At 62.2% G+C, this 21,449-nt stretch carries 20 protein-coding genes; 17 read left to right on the top strand and 3 right to left on the bottom strand.

The features are described from left to right. Window position 1: 1 nt before the first annotated feature. From ATN38_RS04825 to ATN38_RS04795, 7 genes are all read left to right on the top strand, one after another. Window positions 2-898, top strand: coding sequence for a branched-chain amino acid ABC transporter permease (locus tag ATN38_RS04825; protein ID WP_003940241.1), 897 nt, complete (start codon window positions 2-4; stop codon window positions 896-898). Beyond that, window positions 895-1,983 carry a branched-chain amino acid ABC transporter permease gene (locus tag ATN38_RS04820; RefSeq protein ID WP_030534909.1) on the top strand — a complete coding sequence of 363 codons (1,089 nt, stop codon included), beginning with the start codon at window positions 895-897 and terminating at the stop codon, window positions 1,981-1,983. Before ATN38_RS04825 ends, ATN38_RS04820 begins: the two co-directional genes overlap by 4 nt. A 58-nt stretch (window positions 1,984-2,041) precedes the next feature. Continuing rightward, window positions 2,042-3,325 carry an ABC transporter substrate-binding protein gene (locus tag ATN38_RS04815; RefSeq protein WP_218747663.1) on the top strand — a complete coding sequence of 428 codons (1,284 nt, stop codon included), beginning with the start codon at window positions 2,042-2,044 and terminating at the stop codon, window positions 3,323-3,325. Between the two features lie 13 nt (window positions 3,326-3,338). Further along, window positions 3,339-5,060 carry a class I adenylate-forming enzyme family protein gene (locus ATN38_RS04810; protein ID WP_030534908.1) on the top strand — a complete coding sequence of 574 codons (1,722 nt, stop codon included), beginning with the start codon at window positions 3,339-3,341 and terminating at the stop codon, window positions 5,058-5,060. After that, window positions 5,057-5,458, top strand: a complete 402-nt coding sequence (locus ATN38_RS04805) for a nuclear transport factor 2 family protein (protein ID WP_218747661.1) — start codon at window positions 5,057-5,059, stop codon at window positions 5,456-5,458. The genes ATN38_RS04810 and ATN38_RS04805 overlap by 4 nt, the downstream gene beginning before the upstream one ends. A 61-nt stretch (window positions 5,459-5,519) precedes the next feature. After that, a complete protein-coding gene (locus ATN38_RS04800; protein WP_256931569.1) occupies window positions 5,520-6,473 on the top strand; it encodes an LLM class F420-dependent oxidoreductase in 954 nt (317 codons plus the stop codon). Window positions 6,474-6,538: 65 nt separating this feature from the next. After that, window positions 6,539-7,339 carry a crotonase/enoyl-CoA hydratase family protein gene (locus ATN38_RS04795; protein ID WP_218747659.1) on the top strand — a complete coding sequence of 267 codons (801 nt, stop codon included), beginning with the start codon at window positions 6,539-6,541 and terminating at the stop codon, window positions 7,337-7,339. A gap of 46 nt (window positions 7,340-7,385) precedes the next feature. Here ATN38_RS04795 and ATN38_RS04790 read toward each other — a convergent pair whose 3' ends face one another. Continuing rightward, complete coding sequence (locus ATN38_RS04790) at window positions 7,386-8,687, bottom strand: MFS transporter (protein ID WP_218747658.1); 1,302 nt, start codon at window positions 8,685-8,687, stop codon at window positions 7,386-7,388. A gap of 267 nt (window positions 8,688-8,954) precedes the next feature. Beyond that, window positions 8,955-10,142, bottom strand: coding sequence for an ROK family transcriptional regulator (locus ATN38_RS04785; RefSeq protein ID WP_003946405.1), 1,188 nt, complete (start codon window positions 10,140-10,142; stop codon window positions 8,955-8,957). Between the two features lie 194 nt (window positions 10,143-10,336). Between ATN38_RS04785 and ATN38_RS04780 the strand changes: the two genes are divergently transcribed. The 3 genes from ATN38_RS04780 to xylB all read left to right on the top strand — a co-directional run bounded on the left by ATN38_RS04780 (window position 10,337) and on the right by xylB (window position 12,376). After that, a complete protein-coding gene (locus ATN38_RS04780) occupies window positions 10,337-10,567 on the top strand; it encodes a DUF3263 domain-containing protein (RefSeq protein WP_256931567.1) in 231 nt (76 codons plus the stop codon). A gap of 69 nt (window positions 10,568-10,636) precedes the next feature. Next, the gene (locus ATN38_RS04775; RefSeq protein WP_003946343.1) at window positions 10,637-10,954 is read left to right on the top strand and encodes a WhiB family transcriptional regulator; all 318 of its coding nucleotides are present in this window, start codon (window positions 10,637-10,639) and stop codon (window positions 10,952-10,954) included. 24 nt (window positions 10,955-10,978) lie between these two features. Next, a complete protein-coding gene (gene xylB, locus ATN38_RS04770) occupies window positions 10,979-12,376 on the top strand; it encodes a xylulokinase (RefSeq protein WP_042921353.1) in 1,398 nt (465 codons plus the stop codon). A 7-nt stretch (window positions 12,377-12,383) separates the two neighbouring features. Here xylB and ATN38_RS04765 read toward each other — a convergent pair whose 3' ends face one another. Further along, window positions 12,384-13,100, bottom strand: coding sequence for an HAD family hydrolase (locus ATN38_RS04765; RefSeq protein ID WP_218747656.1), 717 nt, complete (start codon window positions 13,098-13,100; stop codon window positions 12,384-12,386). Window positions 13,101-13,242: 142 nt separating this feature from the next. On the opposite strand from ATN38_RS04765, the gene cycA reads away from it, so the two are divergent. From cycA to ATN38_RS04730, 7 genes are all read left to right on the top strand, one after another. Beyond that, a complete protein-coding gene (gene cycA / locus ATN38_RS04760) occupies window positions 13,243-14,706 on the top strand; it encodes a D-serine/D-alanine/glycine transporter (protein WP_218747655.1) in 1,464 nt (487 codons plus the stop codon). 122 nt (window positions 14,707-14,828) lie between these two features. Continuing rightward, window positions 14,829-15,599: a M23 family metallopeptidase gene (locus ATN38_RS04755; protein ID WP_042451065.1), complete on the top strand. Its 771-nt coding sequence runs from the start codon at window positions 14,829-14,831 to the stop codon at window positions 15,597-15,599. Window positions 15,600-15,724: 125 nt separating this feature from the next. Further along, window positions 15,725-17,230, top strand: a complete 1,506-nt coding sequence (locus ATN38_RS04750; protein WP_050654664.1) for a glutamate-cysteine ligase family protein — start codon at window positions 15,725-15,727, stop codon at window positions 17,228-17,230. A 141-nt stretch (window positions 17,231-17,371) separates the two neighbouring features. Next, window positions 17,372-18,265, top strand: coding sequence for a universal stress protein (locus tag ATN38_RS04745; RefSeq protein ID WP_218747654.1), 894 nt, complete (start codon window positions 17,372-17,374; stop codon window positions 18,263-18,265). A 176-nt stretch (window positions 18,266-18,441) separates the two neighbouring features. Continuing rightward, on the top strand, window positions 18,442-19,482 hold the full coding sequence (locus tag ATN38_RS04740) for an LLM class F420-dependent oxidoreductase (RefSeq protein ID WP_218748000.1): 1,041 nt from the start codon (window positions 18,442-18,444) through the stop codon (window positions 19,480-19,482). A 358-nt stretch (window positions 19,483-19,840) separates the two neighbouring features. Beyond that, window positions 19,841-20,734: a universal stress protein gene (locus tag ATN38_RS04735; protein ID WP_003946389.1), complete on the top strand. Its 894-nt coding sequence runs from the start codon at window positions 19,841-19,843 to the stop codon at window positions 20,732-20,734. Window positions 20,735-20,810: 76 nt separating this feature from the next. Further along, window positions 20,811-21,449, top strand: a complete 639-nt coding sequence (locus tag ATN38_RS04730) for a response regulator transcription factor (protein WP_003946380.1) — start codon at window positions 20,811-20,813, stop codon at window positions 21,447-21,449.

The following is a 21,449-nucleotide window of genomic DNA, read 5'->3' as shown; positions in this document are numbered from 1 at the left end:
GGTGACACTCTTTCTCGAACGACTCATCTCCGGATTGACCAACGGCTCGATCTACGCAATTCTCGCGCTGGCACTCGTGGTGGTGTTCCGTGCCACCGGCACGATCAACTTCGCTCAGGGCGAGTTGGCCCTGTTCACAACCTTCGTGGCGTGGTGGCTCACAACGATGTCCTGGCCGATCTGGGCCGCGATCGGAGCGGCTCTCGCTCTCGGCTTCCTGCTCGGGGCGTTGATGGAGCGTCTGCTCATCCGGCCGGTTCAACGTAGAAGTGACATGGCAGTGCTGATAGTGGCACTGGGATTGTTCACCGGGCTCAACTCGTTGGCCGGAATGCTGTGGGGGAGCGAAACGAAGATCATGCCGAGCCCGTTTCCCAACGGTCCCACCGACTACATCTCAGTGGGCGGCGCGCGCGTGTACGGCGACGCACTGGGCGTACTGGTTGCGCTCGTTGTCCTACTTGTGTTGATGTCCTTGCTCTTTCGCAAGACGAGAGTCGGTCTGCACATGCGTGCCGTCGCGGACAATGCCGAATCTGCCACTCTCGCCGGAGTTCCGACCAGCCGGATACTCGCAATCGGCTGGGGTGTTGCGGCAGCGATCGGCGCACTGGCCGGTGTCCTGGTCACTCCGCTCTCGCCGCAACAACTCGGCCTCACGACCATGTTCCCGATCTTCATCGCAGCATCTGCGGCAGCGCTGTTCGGCGGTCTGGACAGTCTTGTCGGCGCAGTTGTGGGTGGGTTGACGATCGGTGTTCTGGAATCAATGCTCAGCGGCTACATTTCGGTCATCGGCGGTTCGCTGCAGCAGACATCCGCGCTACTGATCATCGTGGTGATCCTCTTCGTCAGACCCAATGGACTGTTCGGTACCAAGAAACTGGAGCGGGTATGACGACGCTTGCCGAGAGAAATGAACCCGCGGTCGCCGAAAAGGCAGTCAGGCAGCCGCGTGTGGTGGTTGCCGGATCGACGTCGTACCGGATACTCCAACTGGTTCTGCTGGTGGCTGCCGTCTGTGCCCTGCTCCTCGTGTCGCAGAGCGCGCCGTTTCGCGTAGGGCAGTTCACGAGTGTCTTCATCATCGCGATTGCCATCGCCGGACTGAATATCGTCAGCGGGTACACCGGACTTCTGTCGATCGGCCATTCTGCCTTCTTCGGCCTCGGCGCGTACACGACCGGCGTTCTGATCGTCGATCGCGGATACTCGCCGTTGACCACAATCCCGATGGCAGTCGTATTGTGTTTCGTACTAGGACTTCTCGTCGGGCTTCCCTCCTTGCGGATCAAAGGGCTGTATCTGGCTCTCGTTACCCTCGCCGTCGCTGTGGCGTTTCCCGAAGTGATCCGCAAGACCGGGGATCTCACCGGTGGCGCGGCCGGCATGGTCGTTCGTGCGAATCTTCTGGTCCCGCCGAAATGGACGGGTTTGACCCGCGCGGACACCTATCTCTGGATCTTCTGGGTTTCGGTAGTGACGCTGGCAGTGGTCATGCTCCTGATCCGCAATCTCGTCAAGAGTCGATTCGGTCTGGCAATGGTTGCGGTGCGCGACAACGAGATTGCGGCGAGTGCAAACGGCATCAACGTCGCGCGGGTCAAGATTCTCGCTTTCGGACTTTCCGGCGCGATCACCGGTCTGGCAGGTTCGCTGTTCACGATGTACATCGGCGCGCTCTCACCCGAGTCCTTTTCGTTGATGAAGTCGATCGAGTTCATCACCGGACTGGTGTTGGGCGGAATCGCAACGCAATTCGGCCCGATCGTCGGGGCGACGGCAGTGGTGTTCCTGCCGTACTACACCGGAAGCGTCACCGACGGCCCCGTGTCGGGAGTGGTGTTCGGCGCGGTGCTGATCGCGATCGTGTTCTTGATGCCGGACGGAATCGTCGGCCGGATCAACAGCGTTCTCCGACGGTTTGTCCTCGTGGTTCCCGCAGATCATCCCAAGTATCGCGAAGGTGAACCCCGCACCTGAGCGCCGTCTCCCTCGCCCACTCTCGTTTCTCTCAACTCACAGCAAGGAACTGGACGATATGAAAAGGCAGACCACGATTCCCGCAGTCATCGCCGCTGCGGCACTACTCCTTTCGGCCTGCGGAGGTAACTCCGACGCAGAGAGCAACACGTCGACCTCGGCCGGAGCAGTATCGGTCGACGACTGCAGCGATCCCAGTGGTGCCGCGGCGCCGATCACCGACAAACTCACGGTGGGGTGGAGTGGGCCGACGTCCGGCCCGCTCGCCGACGCGGTCGGCAACGTGATCGAAGGAATGCGAGCACGGTTCGAGGTCGAGAACGCGGCCGGCGGCGTCGGCGGCGTCAAGCTCGACGTCGTGGTCAAGGACGATGCCTTCTCCCCGGAGCGCGCCAAAGCCAATGTCGGAGAGTTCATTCAGAAGGACAAGGTCGACGTTCTGGGCACGTTCGGAGCAGGCCAGTTGAACGCCATCGCGGACGACCAGACCACTGCCTGTGTTCCACTGCTCTTCGCGCAGGCAGGCATGCCCGAGTTCCGGGTGATCGAAGACTTTCCGTGGACCACGGAGTATCTACCGGATCCGGGCGTCGAGATGGAGGTAATAATCGAAAGCCTGAAGAAGAAGTATCCGAGCGGCGCCAAGGTTGCCTTGGCCACGAACCAGACCGAGTCCGGACAAGGGATCGCCAACGGCTTCAAGTCCGCGATCGAAGGAACGAACTTCGAGATCGCAGCCGAAGAGGCGCTGACCGACCCCAAGACGGCGGCATCGACCCTCAAAGCCAGTGGCGCCGAGGTATTGGTGGTGGCCGGTGTCACCACCGATTGCCTCGCGATCACCCAGGCGATCGGACGTGTCGGATGGAAGCCCGACACCGTGATTCAACCGTCGAACTGCGTCGACGGTGCGACGCTGTATGCGCCCGCAGGTGATGCTGCCGACGGGCAGCAGGTGATGGTGTGGCTCAAGGATCCCAACAACGCCCTCTACAAGGATGACGCGGCGGTACGTGACTACCTGGCCGGTGCGGCTGCTCACGGTGCCGATTCCCCGACCAACAGCTACACCGTGAACGGCTGGGCCATCGGTGACCTGTTGGTGGACAACTTCACTCGGGCCTCTGAGTCATCCGACGGACTCTCACGCGCCAGCATCATGAGTGCCGCACGAACGCAGGACTACCACCCGCCGATGTTCATCGACGGAATCAAATTCACGATGACCGCGGACCATGCATTGGGAATCCTGGCATTCCAGCCGTTCGAGTGGAACGCCGCTACCCAGGCGTTCGAGAAGCAAGGCGACGTGATCGACATTTCCGGCCGTTACGAGAACTGAAACGAGTACGCGAATGAACAAGGCACACAGGGGATTGCACCCTCGCGTCAAGGTGGACGAATACACCTCGAAGGGGTGGTGGTCCGACGAGACGATCGATCAGGTGTTCCGGGCGCAGGTGCGGGTACGCGGTGACGAACTTGCCGTGGTTGATCCGGCGAACCGGAGCGAGTTGTCCGGCGGAGATCCGCGACGCCTCAGTTGGAACCAACTGGAGAGCGAAGTCATCGCGCTCGCTGCCGGCTTCTCCGAGGTGGGTTTGGGCCGGGGAGATGTTCTGGGCGTGCAGATGCCCAATACCGTCGAATTGGTCGAGGTCTACCTTGCAGCGTGGTCTCTGGGGATCGTGGTCTCGCCATTGCCCATGCAGTACCGCGAACGTGAAGTGGAAGGAATGGCAAACCAGGCGGCGTTTGCAGCATTTGTCACCGTACCCAGTTTTGGTGACAGACTCCCTGCTACGGAGATCGCTGCAATCAGATCCCGGATTCCCTCTCTGAGATCGGTGTTCGCCTACGCTCCCGCATCCGAGCTTCCGGCCCAGTTGCCGGCCGGTGTCGTGGGGCTGAGTCCTCGGGCGGCCACCGAAACACAGCGCAGTGAATTGGATGTCCGAATCACCGAAGATCCCAACGACCCCAACGATGCGATGACGATCTGTTGGACCTCCGGGACCGAAAGCGAACCGAAGGGGGTCCCACGTTCGCACTACGAGTGGCTGGCCATCTGCTGGGCCACGATCGACGCTCCCGACATCGGCGTCGGCGACGTCCTGCTGAACCCGTTCCCGATGGTCAACATGGCCGGAATCAACGGAATGTTCCTGCCGTGGCTCCGCACGGGATGTGTACTGGTACAGCATCACCCGTTCGACCTTCGAGTATTCCTCGGGCAGATCGAGGCCGAGCGCGTGACGTACACGGTAGCGCCGCCTGCGCTGTTGTGGATGCTGCTCGCCGACGAGTCGATGCTCGCGGCGGTCGACCTGTCGAGCTTGACTCGGATCGGTTCGGGTTCGGTGCCACTGCAACCTCCGATGGTGCGGGGATGGCAGGAGCGATATGGAATCGGAGTCATCAACTTCTTCGGGTCCAACGAAGGCATCAGTCTGCTCTCCTCGCCTGCGGACATGCCGGATCCGGACGACCGCGCACGGTACTTCCCTCGTTTCGGTGTCGAGAACTTCCGCTGGAGCACCAGAATCTCGGACTGGATGGACGTTCGCTTGGTCGACGTGGTCACCGGCGAGGACATCACGGAAGTCGGGCACCCGGGTGAGTTGCGAATCAGCGGACCGACGGTCTTTGCCGGCTATCTCGGCGATCGGCCGTCTCCGTTCGACGAGCGCGGATTCCTCTGCACCGGAGACATCTTCGAGATTGCCGGGGATCACGGGCAGTTTCTCCGCTACCTGGACCGGGGGAAGGACCTCGTGATCCGCGGCGGAATGAACATCGCCCCAGCCGAACTGGAGGGATTGATCGCCGAGCATCCGGCCGTTGCGGATGTGGCCGTCATCGGCGACCCCGACGAAGTACTCGGTGAGCGCGTCGCAGCAGTGGTCACGCTGCGGCCCGAGACGGAACTCGAGCTGGACGCTCTGGTCGCGTTCCTGAAGGACAAGCGCATTGCGTCGTACAAACTTCCCGAGCGGCTGGAGATTCGGAAAGAACTGCCGCGCAATTCGACCGGAAAGATCCTCAAGCGTGAGCTTCGACAGAAGAGTGTGGCATGAGTGTGATGAACGACAGTGACAAGCTTGCGTTGGCGCGTGAGATGTTCCAGGCGTGGGACGTCATGGACTGGACACGCGTCGTCGACTTGTTCGCCGAGGACGGTGTGCTCCACAGCGTCATGCAGGAACCTCTTGTCGGCAAGGAGGCCGTTGCGGGCCGAATTGCGTTACTGGCAAGCAAGTGTGAACGGATCACACTGAAGATCGAGTCTCTCGGCGTGATCGACGGAAGGGTATTTGTGCAGCGAGTGGACGACTTCCACTTCGACGGTACCCATGGCGTCGTTCCTGTTGTCGGAATCCTCAGCATGGTAGACGGGCTGGTCACAGAGTGGCTCGAATACTACGACCGTCCGACACTCTTGAAGGGAATGGGTCTTGTCTCCGATTTCGAATAGCGGGATTTCGAATAGCAGGATTTCGAATAGCCGACTGCCGACGATCGATATCTCCCTGGGCTTGTGGCAGGACCGTCCGCCGCAGGAGGTGACCGCTACTGCACGCCTCGCCGACAAACTCGGGTTCGGCCGAGTGTGGGTGGGGGAGATGGCGACGTACGACGCCTTTGCTCTGGCGACGTCAGTCGGCACCGGATTCGAGCACTCCGAACTAGTGGTCGGCCCGCTCGCGGTGACGGTTCGTGATCCGGCGATGATCGCGATCGGGGCGGCGTCGGTATCCGACCTGACCGGGCGTGACGTATCGATCGCGTTGGGTACTTCCAGCACTGTCGTGGTCGAGAAATGGCATGGGCGAAGCAGATCCGGGGCGGCACGTGCACTTGCGGAGTCCGCCCGCGGTGTGCGAGCGCTGATGAACGGTGAACGGGGCGAAGTCGCCGGAACGGTGATGCGCACCAGCGGATATCGGCTGCGACTTCAGCCGCCAGGTGGGCGGCTGATCGTTGCGGCATTCGGAGACAAGGCTCTTCGGGCCGCCGTGGAGTTGGGTGACGAACTGGTGCTCAATCTGGTGAGTGCGGAGCAGGCCGGTCGTCTGATCACACGGTGCAAGGAGATCGCGGCTGAGACGGAAACGGTGATGCCCCAGGTGTCGGTGTGGGCGCCGGCGGCCGTGGCAACCGAAGGCCCAACTCAGATGTCGATCGATCAACTCAGACGTGGACTCGTGCCGTATCTCGCTGCCCCCGGATACTCGGACATGTTCGTCCGCGCAGGCTTCGCGGACGTGATCGAGGCAGCCAGGGCCGGGGCCGCGCCGCGCGAGCTCTTGAGCCAGGTCTCGGACGCGATGGTGGCAACGGTGGGAATCGTCGGGACTCCGGCCGATGCCCGCGAGCAACTCGAGGCGTACCGAGCGGCGGGAGTGGACTCCGTCGTGGCCGTGCCTTCATCCACTGATTCGGATCCTGCCGGCAAAGTGACCATGGAACTTCTTGCGGAGATGGCATGACGGACCCCCGACGAACTTACTCTCAGGTAAGTTCGTCGGGGGTATGTCTAACCGAAGGAGTAGCCGTGAGTGATCGCGTTCGTGTCGAGGTAGTGCGGTCGGTGGCGTACGTGACGCTCAGCCGACCGGAGAAACTCAACGGTCTCGATCTGGACATGCTCGACGCCCTGGTGGACGCCGCTCGAACTATCGAAGCTGATCGTTCGATCCGGGGCGTGATTCTTCAAGGCGCGGGTGACGCGTTCTCGGCCGGGTTGGACTTCGCCTCTGCGGGTAAGCAACCGAGGCGCATGGCGAAGGCCTTCGCGAAATTTCCCGGTCAGAAGACCAACCTCTTCCAACGCGCGTGCTGGGTGTGGCGCGAATTGCCCGTGCCGGTCATCGCGGTCGTTCACGGGCACTGCTTCGGCGGGGGACTGCAATTGGCGCTCGCCGCAGACTTTCGATTCACCACCCCCGATTGCACGTTCTCGGTGATGGAGGCGAAGTGGGGATTGATCCCCGACATGACCGGAACGGTCACGATGCGCGAACTCGCGGCAATGGACGTCGTGAAACGCCTCGCCATGACTGCTGAACTGTTCGACGGAAATCAGGCTCTCGAGTGGGGGTTCGTGAGCGGAGTCAGCGACAATCCGATCAAGCCGGCGCAGGAACTGCTGTCGCAGATCGCGGTTCGCTCGCCGGACGCCGTCGCAGCGACGAAGACGTTGCTGCACAAGACCTGGAACCGCTCGCCTCGCGGCGCGTTCTGGATCGAATCGCGGATCCAACTGGCGCTGATGCGAGGCAAGAACCACAAGATCGTGCGTACAGCGAATGCTGCGAAGAAGTTGCCGGAGTTCGCCTTTCGAAAGTTCGGCTGACAAACTCCGGCATCGCGACGCCGTTGGGCGTCCACATTCAGGTCGATCACACCATCAGGTCTCGTCCTGATCGATCCTTGATGAGCATCGTGGCGACGAACGAGACCGCCGCCAGCAGGGCGAGGTAGATCGAGATGGCAAGGGTGCCACCGGTCTTGCCGAGGAGCCACTGTGCGACGGTGGGAGCAAAGGCGCCGCCGAAGATGGTGCCTACCGCGTAGGAGATCGACGCACCGCTGTAACGGATCGAAGCCGGGAACAGTTCGGCGAACAACGCGGGTTGAGGTCCGTACGACAGCCCGAGTCCGACCGAGAACAGGATCATCGCCACGTAGATCCAGCCGAGATTCCCGGTGTCGATGAGGAGGAAGAACGGCACCGCGAAGAGGACCATTGCGAGGTTGCCCACGTTCATCACCGTGGTGCGGCCGCGTCGATCCGACCAGTAGGCGCCGATCATGGTGAAAACACCCCACGTGACGGCACTTGCGAGCGTGGCAATCAGTAGTTCGGTCTTACCCAGGCCATAGGTCTTGGTTGCGTACGCGACGATGAATCCGCCGATCACCATGTAGCCGTTGCCGTTTGTGCCGATGAAGGACAGCGCCGCGAGTACGACCTCCTTCGGGTGTTTCTTGAACAGAGTTCGGATAGGCGTGTTGCTCTCGGTGCGGCGTTCCTTGAGTTCGGCGAATACGGGTGACTCGCTGACCTTGCTTCGAATGTAGAAGCCGACGCCGATCAACACGACGCTGAGCAGGAACGGCACTCGCCATCCCCAGGTGGTGAACTGTTCGTCCGTGAGGGTGAACGTGCACAGTGCCAAAACGCCGGTGGCGAGCAACATTCCGAGCGGTACTCCCATCTGTACGAACGCTCCGAAGAATCCTCGACGCTTGGTGGGTGCGTGTTCGACGGCAAGAAGAGCGGCCCCGCCCCATTCGCCGCCCGTCGAGAATCCTTGGACGACGCGAAGCAGGATCAACAGGATCGGTGCCCAGATTCCGATCGATGCATACGTCGGTAGCACGCCGATGAGAACCGTCGCGGCACCCATCATCGCCAACGTCGCGACCAGGACACGTTTGCGGCCGAGCCTGTCGCCGAGATAGCCGGCCACGATGGCACCGAGAGGACGGAAGACAAAGCTGATGCCGACCGTGACGTAGGAGACGATCTGGCCGGCCGAGCCCATCGGCTTGAAGAACAGGTCGGCAAAGATCAGGGCTGCAGCTTGGGCGTAGATGAAGAAGTCGTACCACTCGACGGTGGTGCCGACCATCGACGCCATCGCGGCGCGGTCGTATTCCTTCGCGGCGGGCTTGGTGCCAGTTCTGGTTGTGGTCATCGAGCTACTTTCTGCCAGTCACGTGGTTCACCGACACGGTGAAACTGCGAAGTCGGAACAGGGGAGAAACGCTGTTCGATCTGCGACGTTGCCGGTGTGCTCGGTGCATGCTTTTGGCTGACTCGGAGCGTTCCTGCGCGATCTCATCGTCGATATCGACAACCGAATGATCGGTAGGTAATGAATTATGCAGAAGTGTGAGCGTCAACACAAGCGATGCCGGAAAAGTCTGATTGTTTGATGCGGAGCGTGCGAGAAGTCAGCGACTCACGTGTGGAGTGACGCCGCGATCCGCAGATCGATTTCCCTGGCGCTGAGCAGATGGTCGAGGACGAGAACCGCACAACCGAGGATGCCGGATTGTGCGCCGTGGCTGACCGAAGCGATCTGAAGCTTTCGGGTGGCAAGCGCCGTTGCGTTGCCGTAGACGGACTCCCGAAGCCCGGCGAGGAAGAGTTCGTCCGCCTCGGCCATGTCGCCGCCGATGATCAGGACCTCGGGATTGAGGAGATTGACCGCGCCGGAAATGACGTCGCCGATCAGTCGGCCGCTGCTTCTGATGAGCCGGCGGGCTTCGCTGTCGCCGTCCAGGGCGAGGCGGACGACATCACGCACGTGACCGACGCTTCGGCCCTGATCTCGGAGGGCGTGCACGAGAGCCCAACCGCTGGCGACAGTTTCGACGCAGCCGACGTCGCCGCAGCGACACTTCATGCCCCGCGCTGCAGCGGTTTTGGTATGCCCGATCTCGCCGGACGCTCCGAGTGAACCGCGTTGGAGGACTCCGCCCATGACGATTCCTGCGCCGAGGCCGGTTGACGCCTTGATCATCAGGAGGTTGGGCGCACTCTCGCGTCGCTCGCTCAATTCGGCCAGAGCCATCACGTTGGCATCGTTGTCCGCGAACAGCGGAGCCGTGGTCACCGATGCCAGATAGGGGGCAAGCGCGACTCCGTCCCACCCCGCCATCATCGGAGAGTCGAGGCTTGCTCCCGCGGCGACGTCGACCGTTCCGGGAATGCTCAGTCCGATTCCGATGACCTCGGTAGACGCGCGGTGGACCTGGGCCAGTAGTGACGAAAGATGCTCGGCAATTTCGGGCATCAGTTCGTCGGGGCCGACCCCGACCGACTTGTCGATGTCTTCTGCCGCGAGGATCGTGCCCGCCAGGTCGGTGACGGCAAGTTGTGCCCGCGATCGACCGATTGCCACGACGAGAACCACGCCGGACGAGTTCGCGAACGTGAGAGTGGACGGCGGCCGACCGCCTGTCGACGGGCCCTCGTCGTCATCGGCAATCAAACCAAGCGATTGAAGTGCTGCAACCCTGGCCGATACCGCCGTCCTGGACAGGCCGGTGAGCTTCCCGATCTCGCTGCGCGTGGTTGCGGAACCGCTGCGTATCAGCGTGAATACCTCTCCCGCAGTAGCCGGAGTCGTGGACGGTCGGGTCATTGTCCTATTCAAGCATTCCTCGTCGGTAACTTCAGCGTGCGAAAGTTGGCATACTTTGTTCACAAAAAGACGTAAGTAGGTCTTGTGAAAAAGCAGAAGTAGGCATAGTCTGTGTCTTGACTCACTGCCACGGGCGTCCGAGGAGACGAGTCGCAGTTTCTGTGAAGCAGGGCGCACAAACAGGGGAGAACCTGATGAGCCGCACCGATACACAAGAGATCGTCGAGTTCGCACGTAAGTGGCAGCAGTTCGACGGTGGACCTGACGAAGAGATCTTTGTAACCTTCGGCCTCGCCCCGGACGGGTATTTCCGCAGGCTGCAGGCAATTCTCGACGACGGCGTCGTAGCGCTGACTCCGCCGGTTACCGGCGAACTCGCAACGGTCTGTGCACATCGACTCGGCCAATCGGCCAGGCGTCGATAAGTCCGACCCGGCGTCAGCCCAGAGTCACCCGAATCCGTGTCACCCGAGTAAGGAATTGAGGTCGCCATCATGCACAAGCACCTTCCGATGCCGTACCCGACCGCCGAAGTGTGGGACTGGCAGCTGCAGGGAGCGTGCCGCGGGCACGATTCCGCGGTGTACTTCCATCCGGACGGCGAGCGTGGACACGCCCGCGAGAACCGTGAACGCAACGCCAAGAAGGTCTGCGCGACGTGCCCTGTACTCCAGCAGTGCCGCGAACACGCACTCTCCGTCCACGAGCCGTACGGCATCTGGGGTGGAATGACGGAGACCGAGCGCGCAGAATATGTGCGATCGCTGCGTAAGCGCAGCAACCGGATGCCCGCGGTCGCCAACGCGAGCTGACGGTCCTTCGGAAAGGACGCCAGTGTGACCCTCGTAGCCGGTATCGATTCGTCTACCCAGTCGTGCAAAGTCATTGTCCGTGATGCCGATTCGGGAGAGCTGGTACGAGAAGGGCGGGCGGCGCACCCCGTCGGTACCGAGATAGATCCGGCATGCTGGCTCGAGGCGATGGACAGTGCAATCGCCGCGGCGGGTGGGCTCGGCGACGTCGCAGCCGTATCGGTCGGAGCTCAACAGCACGGCATGGTGTGTCTGGACAGTGGCGGCGAGGTCGTCAGACCGGCGTTGCTGTGGAACGACACTCGCTCGGCGAAGGCTGCGACCGATCTGGTCGAAGAGCTCGGCGGACCCAAGGCGTGGGCCGACGCAGTTGGTGTAGTTCCGGTCGCCGCGGTCACGGCAAGCAAGCTTCGATGGCTCGCAGATCACGAACCCGGCAACGCCGATCGCACTGCCGCGGTGTGTCTTCCGCATGACTGGTTGTCCTGGAAGTTGGGTGGGTCCGGCTCGATCGAGGAGCTTGCCACCGACGCGGGCGACGCCAGTGGAACCGGCTATTATGCTGCCTCAACGCGCGAATATCGTAAAGATTTGCTGGCGTTGGCATTTCGCGGTCGAACCCCGCATGTTCCCCGAGTTGCATCGCCGAACGAAAAGATCGGAAGTACACGTTCCGGAGGTATTGTCGGGCCTGGCACCGGTGACAATGCCGCAGCCGCACTGGGTTTGGGGGCAGTTCCCGGTGACGTGATCATCTCGATCGGAACATCCGGCGTCGTCTCGGCTGTATCGGCCACCCCCACGCATGATCCCGGCGGGAACGTGGCAGGATTCGCGGACGCAACCGGCCTGCACTTGCCGCTGGTGTGCACTCTCAACGGCGCGCGCATTCTTGATGCGACGGCGTCCATTCTCGGTGTCGATCACGCCGAACTGTCGCGGTTGGCGTCGACGGCGCCCCTCGGAAACGACGGGCTGGTCATGATTCCGTACTTCGAGGGTGAACGGACGCCCAACCGCCCTGACGCCACGGGGGCCATGCACGGATTCCGGCTGCAGAACTCGACGCCTGCGCACTTTGCACGAGCCGCAATCGAAGGGCTCCTGTGCGGCTTGGCCGACGGCGTCGACGACCTGGTTCGTCAAGGCGTCGAGGTGAAGCGAGTTCTCCTCGTGGGAGGCGGAGCGAAGTCGCGCGCTCTCTGTGAGATCGCGCCGGCAATTCTCGGAGTGCCGGTCGTGATCCCTGCTCCGGGTGAGTACGTCGCCGAAGGGGCATGCAGGCAAGCAGCATGGGCACTGTCCGGGGACACGCAGCCGCCGGTGTGGCCGAAACCGGAAGAGCGACGATTCGACGCCGAACCAGCTCCCCACGTGCGCGAGCGCTACGCGTCGTTGCGCGAACTCACCGAAGGTGTCTGAGCGCTCCTTACAGAAGGCCGAATTTCCGCACTGCGTCGAGTAGCGCGTGCGGGCGTTCGGTCGTCGGCAGGGGATCGACGAGTGCGAACTGGCAACCGATGTCACGGGCAGCGCCGTCGGCGATGTCGCTGTCACCGACCATCAGAGTCTGCGCCGCATCCACATCGAGTTGCGCAAGGGCGTACTCGAAGATCGCCGGTTCGGGCTTGACTGCACCCACCTCGAACGAGAGAACGAACTCGTCGACCCAGACGTCCCAGCCGCGGTCGGCGAACGCCGGACGGATGTCGAAGGCGATGTTGCTCAAGACGGCAGTGCGTATGCCCTTCTCCGACAGTGACTTCAGGACCTCGCCGGTATCCGGGTACGGCGACCACTGATCCGGATCGACCAGCAGGGCGTAGAAAGCTTCGGCCCGAACCGGATCGGGCACCCCGGACTTACTCAACACGTCGAGGTAAGCCTGACGATGCAACTTCGGATCCCGGTCGCGGTTCTCCCACGCGTAGATCCCCGCTTCGTCCATCTCCACGGTTCTGCCCACCGGCGCGGTCATCCGACGCATCAGCTCGGCTTGAGCGTGCACGTCGAGCGGATCGCCTTGATGATCGACGAGGTGCTCGGTCCAATCGTCGCTCTCCTCCAAACGGAAGAGGGTTCCGGAGAAATCGAACAGCGTCGCGGCGATATGTCCGTCTTGATGGGCCGTGCTGTCAGTGTTCACCTCGACAGGTTATCGGCGTCCGCTTTCCGATGCGTGATGTGAGCCAGTGCACGCGTACTTTGAGAGAGCACATTTTCCGAGGTTCCCCCGACGGGCACGATTTCGATGCCCCGGATGAACCGTATGACGAGGGGGATCCTCCGTGTCCGACCACGCGAATACACCAGACCTGACGAAGCCGTCCGGCGAAGAGCCCCACCTCTCACGTCAGCTGTCCAACCGGCATATCCAGCTGATCGCCATCGGTGGTGCCATCGGCACCGGACTGTTCATGGGATCGGGCAAGACGATCTCGCTCGCCGGGCCTTCCGTGATCTTCGTGTACATGATCATCGGATTCATGCTCTTCTTCGTCATGCGGGCGATGGGGGAGCTGCTGCTCTCGAACATGGCGTACAAGTCGTTCTCCGACTTCGCCGCGGATCTGCTGGGCCCCTGGGCGGGATTCTTCACCGGCTGGACCTACTGGTTCTGCTGGATCGTCACCGGCATCGCGGACGTCATCGCGATTTCCGGGTACTTCAAGTACTGGTGGCCAGGGCTCGCGGCGTGGATTCCTGCTTTGCTGACGATCGCGGCGCTGTTGCTCCTCAATCTCCCGACCGTTCGCGCTTTCGGTGAAACCGAGTTCTGGTTCGCGCTGATCAAGATCATCGCCATCGTCAGCCTGATCGTCGTCGGCATCGTCATGGTCGTCTCCGGGTTCACGGCGCCGAACGGTGCCACCTCGGGTATCGACAACCTCTGGAACGACGGCGGGATGTTCCCGACCGGATTCATGGGCTTCGTCGCCGGCTTCCAGATCGCCGTGTTCGCCTTCGTGGGTATCGAGCTCGTCGGTACGACGGCAGCCGAGGCCAAGGACCCGGAGAAGAATCTGCCGAAGGCCATCAACTCCATCCCCATTCGTGTCCTGCTGTTCTACGTCGTTGCACTGACCGTGATCATCGCGGTGACTCCGTGGCGTGAAATCAGCGCAGACAAGAGTCCGTTCGTCGCCATGTTCACACTCGCCGGCCTCGGCATCGCTGCATCTGTCATCAACTTCGTCGTGCTGACCTCCGCGGCATCTTCGGCCAACTCGGGTATCTACTCCACCTCGCGCATGGTGTTCGGCCTTGCGCAGGAGGGCGACGCACCGAGGGCCCTCGGCAAGCTGAACTCACGCAAGGTCCCCGCGAACGCCCTGATGTTCTCGTGCATCTTCCTGCTGGCGTCGTTGATCCTGCTGTTCTCGGGCGATTCCGTGATCGAGGCCTTCACCGTCGTCACGACCATTTCGGCGCTGCTGTTCATGTTCGTATGGACGATCATCCTGGCGAGCTACATGGTGTACCGGAAGCGTCGTCCGCACCTGCACGAGGCGTCGAAGTTCAAGATGCCCGGCGGCATCGTGATGTGCTGGGTCGTGCTCGCGTTCTTCGTCTTCATTCTCTGGGCACTGACAACCAAGGACGACACCCTGCAGGCACTTCTCGTCACGCCGATCTGGTTCGTGGTTCTGGGCATCGCGTGGGCGATCATCCGGCGTCGACCCGCTCACCGGGCACGATACGACGCATTCAAGTCAGAACTGGACGCCAGCCGACAGAACGGCGACAAATAGTTTTGGTCAAGATCGGGTAACGGTGGCGGCCGCCTTGATCAAACTGTTACATTCTTCGGCAGACAGAGGAGCGGGCTTCATCAGAAGGACGCTGCACGCCGACGACTGACGGAGTACACACTGTGGGAAACCACCACCGCACGGGCAATGACGATGTTGTCTTCGAGATCGATCCCGAGGCAGCAAGCGGCCGCCACCGCACCCCGTCGGCTGGCCCTGGTGCCGGTGTCAAGGCAGGTGTCGTAGCTGCGGCTACCGGTGCACTCCTCGTCGGTGCAGGCCAGATGGGCGCAGGAACCGCTGCTGCGGCGCCGGCAACACAGACCATCGCCGGCATCGAAATCCCGCAGGGTCTGCTCCCCGAGGGCGTTGTCGTTCCGGCTGAATTGGCGGCACTTCCGGCTCTCGACATCCCCGAGCTTCCCGATTTTGCTGCCGACCTCAACACGCAGGCACAGCAGTTCCTCGCTGGGATCAACCCCGGCACCTCAACTCGTACCGTGCAGCCGGTGTCCGGAACGCTGACCTCCACCTTCGGTTCGCGCTGGGGAGCACACCACGGCGGCCTCGACATCGCGGCTCCGATCGGTACGCCGATTCTGGCTGCAGCCGACGGCCAGGTCATCGACGCCGGCCCGGCGTCAGGTTTCGGCCTCTGGGTCCGCGTCCAGCACGACGACGGCACGGTCACCACGTACGGCCACGTCAACGACTACCAGGTCAACGTCGGCCAGCGCGTCAACGCCGGCCAGCAGATCGCCACCGTGGGTAACCGTGGCCAGTCCACCGGCCCGCACCTGCACTTCGAGGTTGCCGAGAACGGCGCAAAGGTCGATCCCGCAGCGTGGCTGCAGGCTCGCGGCGTAGCTGTCACCTGGGTCGACAACTCGTAGAAGAAACTTTCGGAGAACTGCGGTGGCGTCGGGAAATTCTTCCCGGTGCCACCGCAGTTCTCGTTTGTCGGTGACACCGGACGGATAGCCTTCAGTGACGTTGATCGTCGAAGGGGGAATGCGCAATGGGTGCAGAGGTCACGGCGCGAGAATTCACCAGAGCCGACCGTAGGCTCTTTCGTAAGAAGGTGCGCTCGTGCGTCGACGCCATGAAGCAGATGCTCGACGGTGGTGACTTCCGAGACGCCGTCGACAAGCCCGCTCCGCTGTTGGGCATGGAGATCGAGTTCAACCTCGTGACCGGCGACATGACGCCCGCGATGTCCAACCGTGAAGTACTCGAATCCATCGACGACTCTGCGGTTTTCCAAACCGAGCTCGGACAGTTCAACGTCGAGATGAACGTCGAGCCCGGCCCACTCACCGGTGATGCGACTTTCGAATTGGAGAAGAAACTGCGGGCGTCCCTCGACGTCGCAGACGCGCGAATCCACGCGCACGACGCCGAGATGGTGATGATCGGGATGCTGCCGACACTGCAGCTCGAGCATCTCGATCGTGAGTGGATCACCGCCAACCCGCGCTACGAATTGCTCAACGAGCAAATTTTTGCCGCGCGAGGAGAGGACATCGAACTCGACGTCGAAGGTGTCGCGCTACCCGGTGGCGACGTGGAAATCCTTCGGGCCGACACCAATTCGGTGGTGCCGGAGGCGGCTTGTACGTCCATGCAGTTGCACCTGCGCGTCGCGCCGGAAGAATTCGCAGCGCACTGGAATGCCGCGCAGTGTCTGGCCGGAGTACAGGTGGCGCTTGCGGCCAACTCTCCTTTCCTGGCAGGGAAGGCGCTTTGGCACGAATCACGCATTCCGATCTTCGAACAGGCAACGGACACCCGAACTTTCGAGCTCAAGAACCAAGGTGTGCGACCGCGAGTGTGGTTCGGTGAGCGGTGGATCCATTCGGTTCTCGACCTGTTCGAGGAGAATTCACGGTACTTCCCGGCGCTGCTCCCTGATGTCTCGGACACCGATCCGCTGGAAGTGCTCGCGGCGGGCGGGGTTCCGGAGTTGAGCGAGCTTCAGATGCACAACGGCACGGTCTATCGCTGGAATCGGCCCGTCTACGACTGCTCGGATGGCAAGCCGCACTTGCGTATCGAGAATCGGGTGTTGCCGGCCGGGCCGACCGTCGTCGACATCATGGCCAATGCGGCCTTCTACTACGGAACCGTCCGCGCATTGGTGAACGCGGAGCGGCCACTGTGGTCGCACATGTCGTTCCATGCGGCAGAAGAGAACCTGCACATCGGCGCCAAGTACGGACTCGACGCCACCCTGTACTGGCCGGAGATCGGTTGGGTCGGTGCCGACGAGTTGGTCCTGCGAAGGCTGCTGCCGTTGGCGGACGAGGGTTTGGCCGACTTCGGATTGTCCGCCGCGGCCCGCGATCGGTACCTCGGCGTGATCGAAGGGCGGTGCATGAATCGGCAGACCGGTGCCGCCTGGCAACGCGAGCAAGTGGCGCACGCGGAGGCCTCGGGCGCGGACCGCTCGACTGCGCTCACCGGAATGCTCCGCGGTTACGTGGAGAACATGCGGACGGGAGATCCTGTTCACACCTGGTCCTGATTGCTCTGCTAATTCTCCTATCCGTCAACAGTTTCGGGGACCTAAGTCCCCGAAATGAAGAGGAGGCGACCCCAAAAAAGCCGGACAAGTGGGATGGTTAGAGTGAAAGTGGCTCGGTTACTTCTTCAGGAAGGTGGGCACATGAGTTCACGCGAACATAACAGTGTTGTTGTCGGAGTCGAGGGTTCGGACACTGCGTCCACAGCGCTCCGCGAGGCCGCGAAAATCGCCGCCCAGCGCGAATTGCGACTCGACATCATCCACGCTCTCGACTTCGCGCCTTACGGTTTCGGCGGACCGTACGTCGACGCGGGTGGGGTGTACGAATGGGTCGAAGAGGCCGGAAAAGCGATCTTGGCGGAGGCGGAACAGTTCGCCCGTGAGATCGATCCGAAACTCGTAGTTCACACCGAAATCGCCATCGGCAGCGCAACTCAGTGGCTGATCGAGAGTTCGGCAGAAGCCAGGCGGGTAGTCGTCGGAGCGTCGGCGTCAGGCAAGGCGGCGACAGCAGTCCTCGGCAATACCGCGGTCGGTGTGGCCAGTCACGGCAAGTGTCCGGTCATCGTCGTTCGGGACCGCGATGGTGCGGTGCCCTCGGAAGGACCCGTAGTGGTCGGCGTCGACGGCAGCGCGTTGAGCGCCCAGGCCGTCGGTGCGGCTTTCGAGGAAGCGTCGTTCCGCGGAGTCGAGTTGGTGGCGTTGCACGTGTGGAGTGACCTCGGCAGTGCGGCATTCGAAGACCCGAGGGCCGCTGCGCTTGCCCCGCAGTCTCTCGAAGAGGAAGAGCATGCGGTACTCAGCGAGAGCTTGGCCGGATGGTCCGAGCAATACCCGGACGTGAAGGTCCGGCGCGAGGTATACCTCGACAACCCACGCGGACGGCTGCTGGACTGGTCGGCAAAAGCGCAGCTCGTCGTAGTCGGAAGCCGTGGTCGCGGTGGATTCCGCGGCATGTTGCTCGGCTCGACCAGCAACACCCTGATCGCTTCGGCCAAGTGCCCCGTCATGGTGGTTCGCCCCGAAGAATCCTGACCCTCGACAGGCTCTCCCACTGCCCCGTTCATTTCGGTCATCGAATATGAACGGGGTAGTCACATGAATGCGGACTCAGGTTCCGTAGTGTTCGATGTGAGTAAGTGTTCGATGGGAGTACCACTGCTCGTGTGCGCGTCGCACACGGCAGCAATCGTCAGGATTGGGGTTACAACGTGCGTATCGGTATGGGTTTGAACTACAGCGGCGGGTTCGCCGAAACCGTCGAAGAGGTCGGTGACCTGGAGAAGGCGGGCCTCGACATCGCCTTCGTCCCGGAGGCGTATTCCTTCGACGCCGTCAGCCAGCTCGGTTACCTGGCGGCCAAGACGTCGACCATCGAACTCGCTTCGGGAATCTTTCAGATCTACACCCGTACGCCCTCGTTGACCGCCATGACGGCGGCGGGCCTGGACTTCGTCTCCAACGGTCGCTTCGTGATGGGACTGGGCGCTTCCGGACCGCAGGTGATCGAGGGGTTCCACGGCGTCAAGTACGACGCTCCGCTGGGACGCACACGTGAGGTCGTCGAGATCTGCCGTCAGGTATGGCGCCGCGAGAAGGTCGAGTACCAGGGCAAGTACTACCAGGTTCCCCTCCCCGCCGAGAAGGGCACCGGACTCGGAAAGCCGCTCAAGCTGATCAATCATCCTGTGCGTGAGCGCATCCCGATCCTGATCGCTTCGCTCGGACCCAAGAACGTCGAGCTGACGGCGGAGATCGCCGAAGGCTGGGAACCTATCTTCTTCCATCCGGAGAAGGCAGCAAGCGTGTGGGGTGAGCCGATTGCGAAGGGCAAGGCCAAGCGCGATCCGAGCCTCGGCGAGCTTCAGGTGTACGCGTCGCCGGCCCTGGTCATCGGTGACGACGTCGACCACATGCTCGACTGGGTACGCCCGAGCCTTGCGCTCTACATCGGTGGCATGGGCGCCAAGGGCAAGAACTTCTACAACGATCTCGCGGTGCGCTACGGCTACGAGGAAGCCGCTGCGAAGATCCAGGATCTCTACCTCGCGGGCAAGAAGGACGAAGCCGCAGCAGCGGTCCCGGACGAACTGGTTCGCGCAGTGTCGTTGATCGGTCCCGAGAGCTACGTCAAGGAACGCGTCGCAGCCTTCGCCGAAGCCGGTGTCACGACGCTCAACGTCACGCCGTTGGCGGCCGACCGCAACGGCCGAGTGCAGCTGATCGAGAAGTTCCGCAAGATTTGTGACTGACCCTGCTGTGCGCCTTTATTAACCGCCGGCGGTTAATAAAGGCGCACAGCAGAGCGAGTGGTTCAGGATCTCCTGCGTACGAAACCCGATTTTGGGCGCTTGTTGACAGGACTTTTTTCACTTCTGACCGGTCGGGTTCTTCACCTAACGTGGATCGAGTAGCCAGGGTTTGCGTGCGAATCCGGCACCGGTGGCCTCGTTGACGCCCGAAAGGGATGTTGGCGGGGCCGTTGCCGCAGTCCACCCGAACACCCAATGTCCGATTCGGGACTCGCGTCGGCTGATGAATCCTTTTTGCCGTCATTGGGCAATAGTGTGAGGGCGAAGAGATTCTGTGGTCGATTGTGGAGGGACGAACATGAGTGCAACCAAACCCGTCGTCGTAGCGGTAGACGGTTCGGAATCGGCGTCGTCGGCTGTCGTCTGGGCGGCGAGGACCGCGGTGGCGCTCGGTCGACCGCTCCACATCGCGACGGTGGTGCACATCCCAGCCTTCTACTACTCCGAGCCTTACCTCGCCGAGAGCTTCAAGGACGAACTGCGGCGCACTGCCACCGCTCGTCTGGACAGCGCACAGATTCTCGCGCGGCAAAGCATCGACGACGACCTCGAGATCGTCACCGAACTACTCGACGGCAGCGTCTCCGATCGCCTGATCGAATTGTCCAAGGGCGCGTACATCATTGCGCTCGGCCCTCGCGGGCACGGCGAATTCACCGGATTGGTCGTCGGTTCTGCGACGGTCTCGGTTGTCTCGCACGGCGAATCTCCGGTTGCAGTTGTCCGAGGACGGACGCTCGACGGTCGACCACCGACCGAGGGCCCCGTCGTCGTCGGTGTCGATGGATCCGAAAGCAGCATCGAGGCAGTCGAGCACGCTTTCGAGCAGGCCTCCGCGCGGGGCGCCACCTTGATTGCCGTCAACGTGTGGAGCGACGTGAGTGTGCAGCCCTCGTTGGGCGCCACCCCCGACGACCCACTGTGGAGCAGCATCCAGACGGGTGAGGAAGTTGTCCTCGCCGAGCAATTGGCCGGATTCACCGAGCGTTACCCGGACGTCGTCGTCGAAAGAGTCGTCGCGCGTGACCGGCCGGTCCGAGTCCTGAGCGAATACGCGGAGACGGCGCAGTTGATAGTCGTCGGCAGTCGCGGGCGCGGCGGATTCGCAGGAATGCTCCTCGGATCGACCAGTCGGGCGCTCCTGCACACCGCGGATTGCCCGGTTCTCATCGTCCGGCACGTCAACAAGTGAAGAGAATGCATTCCATGAGTTCTGAGTCCACCGTCTCCGGTACCGTTCGACGTGAGATGTCTTTTGGAGGGGTTCGATGACAACGCGGATATTCCTGGTCGACGATCACGAGATCGTCAGACGCGGATTGTTCGACCTACTCGGTGGGGTCGAGGACTTCGTGGTGGTGGGCGAGGCGGCGTCCGTGGGGGAAGCGCTGGCCGCGGTACCGCAGAGCAACGCCGACGTCGCTGTTCTGGACGTACGCCTGCCTGACGGCAACGGCGTCGAACTGTGCCGAGAACTCCGCTCGATGCTTCCCGACCTCCGCTGCCTGATGCTCACGTCGTACGCCGACGACGAGGCGTTGCTCGACGCGATCATGGCGGGCGCCTCGGGATTCGTCCTCAAGCAGATTCTCGGAACCGATCTGGTCGCTGCAGTCCGCACAGTCGGGCGTGGCGGTTCACTGCTTGACAGTCGTGCAACCGAGGCGCTGATGCAGCGGATCCGCAGCGACCGTACAGCTGATCCGTTGGCCGAACTTTCCGATCAGGAGCGAGCAGTCTTCGACCTCATCGGAGAAGGGCTCACCAACCGGGAGATCGGCGCGCGATTGTTCCTCGCGGAGAAGACGGTCAAGAACTACGTGACGCGTCTGCTCTCGAAGCTGGGCATGCAGCGTCGTACTCAGGCTGCGGTGCTGGCGACCGAAATCCGTAGCGGCAGTCGCTAG

The organism is Rhodococcus sp. FH8, assembly GCF_019266085.1.
Classification (GTDB): Bacteria; Actinomycetota; Actinomycetes; order Mycobacteriales; family Mycobacteriaceae; genus Rhodococcus_F; species Rhodococcus_F qingshengii.
This window is presented reverse-complemented; position numbering and strand designations above follow the sequence as displayed.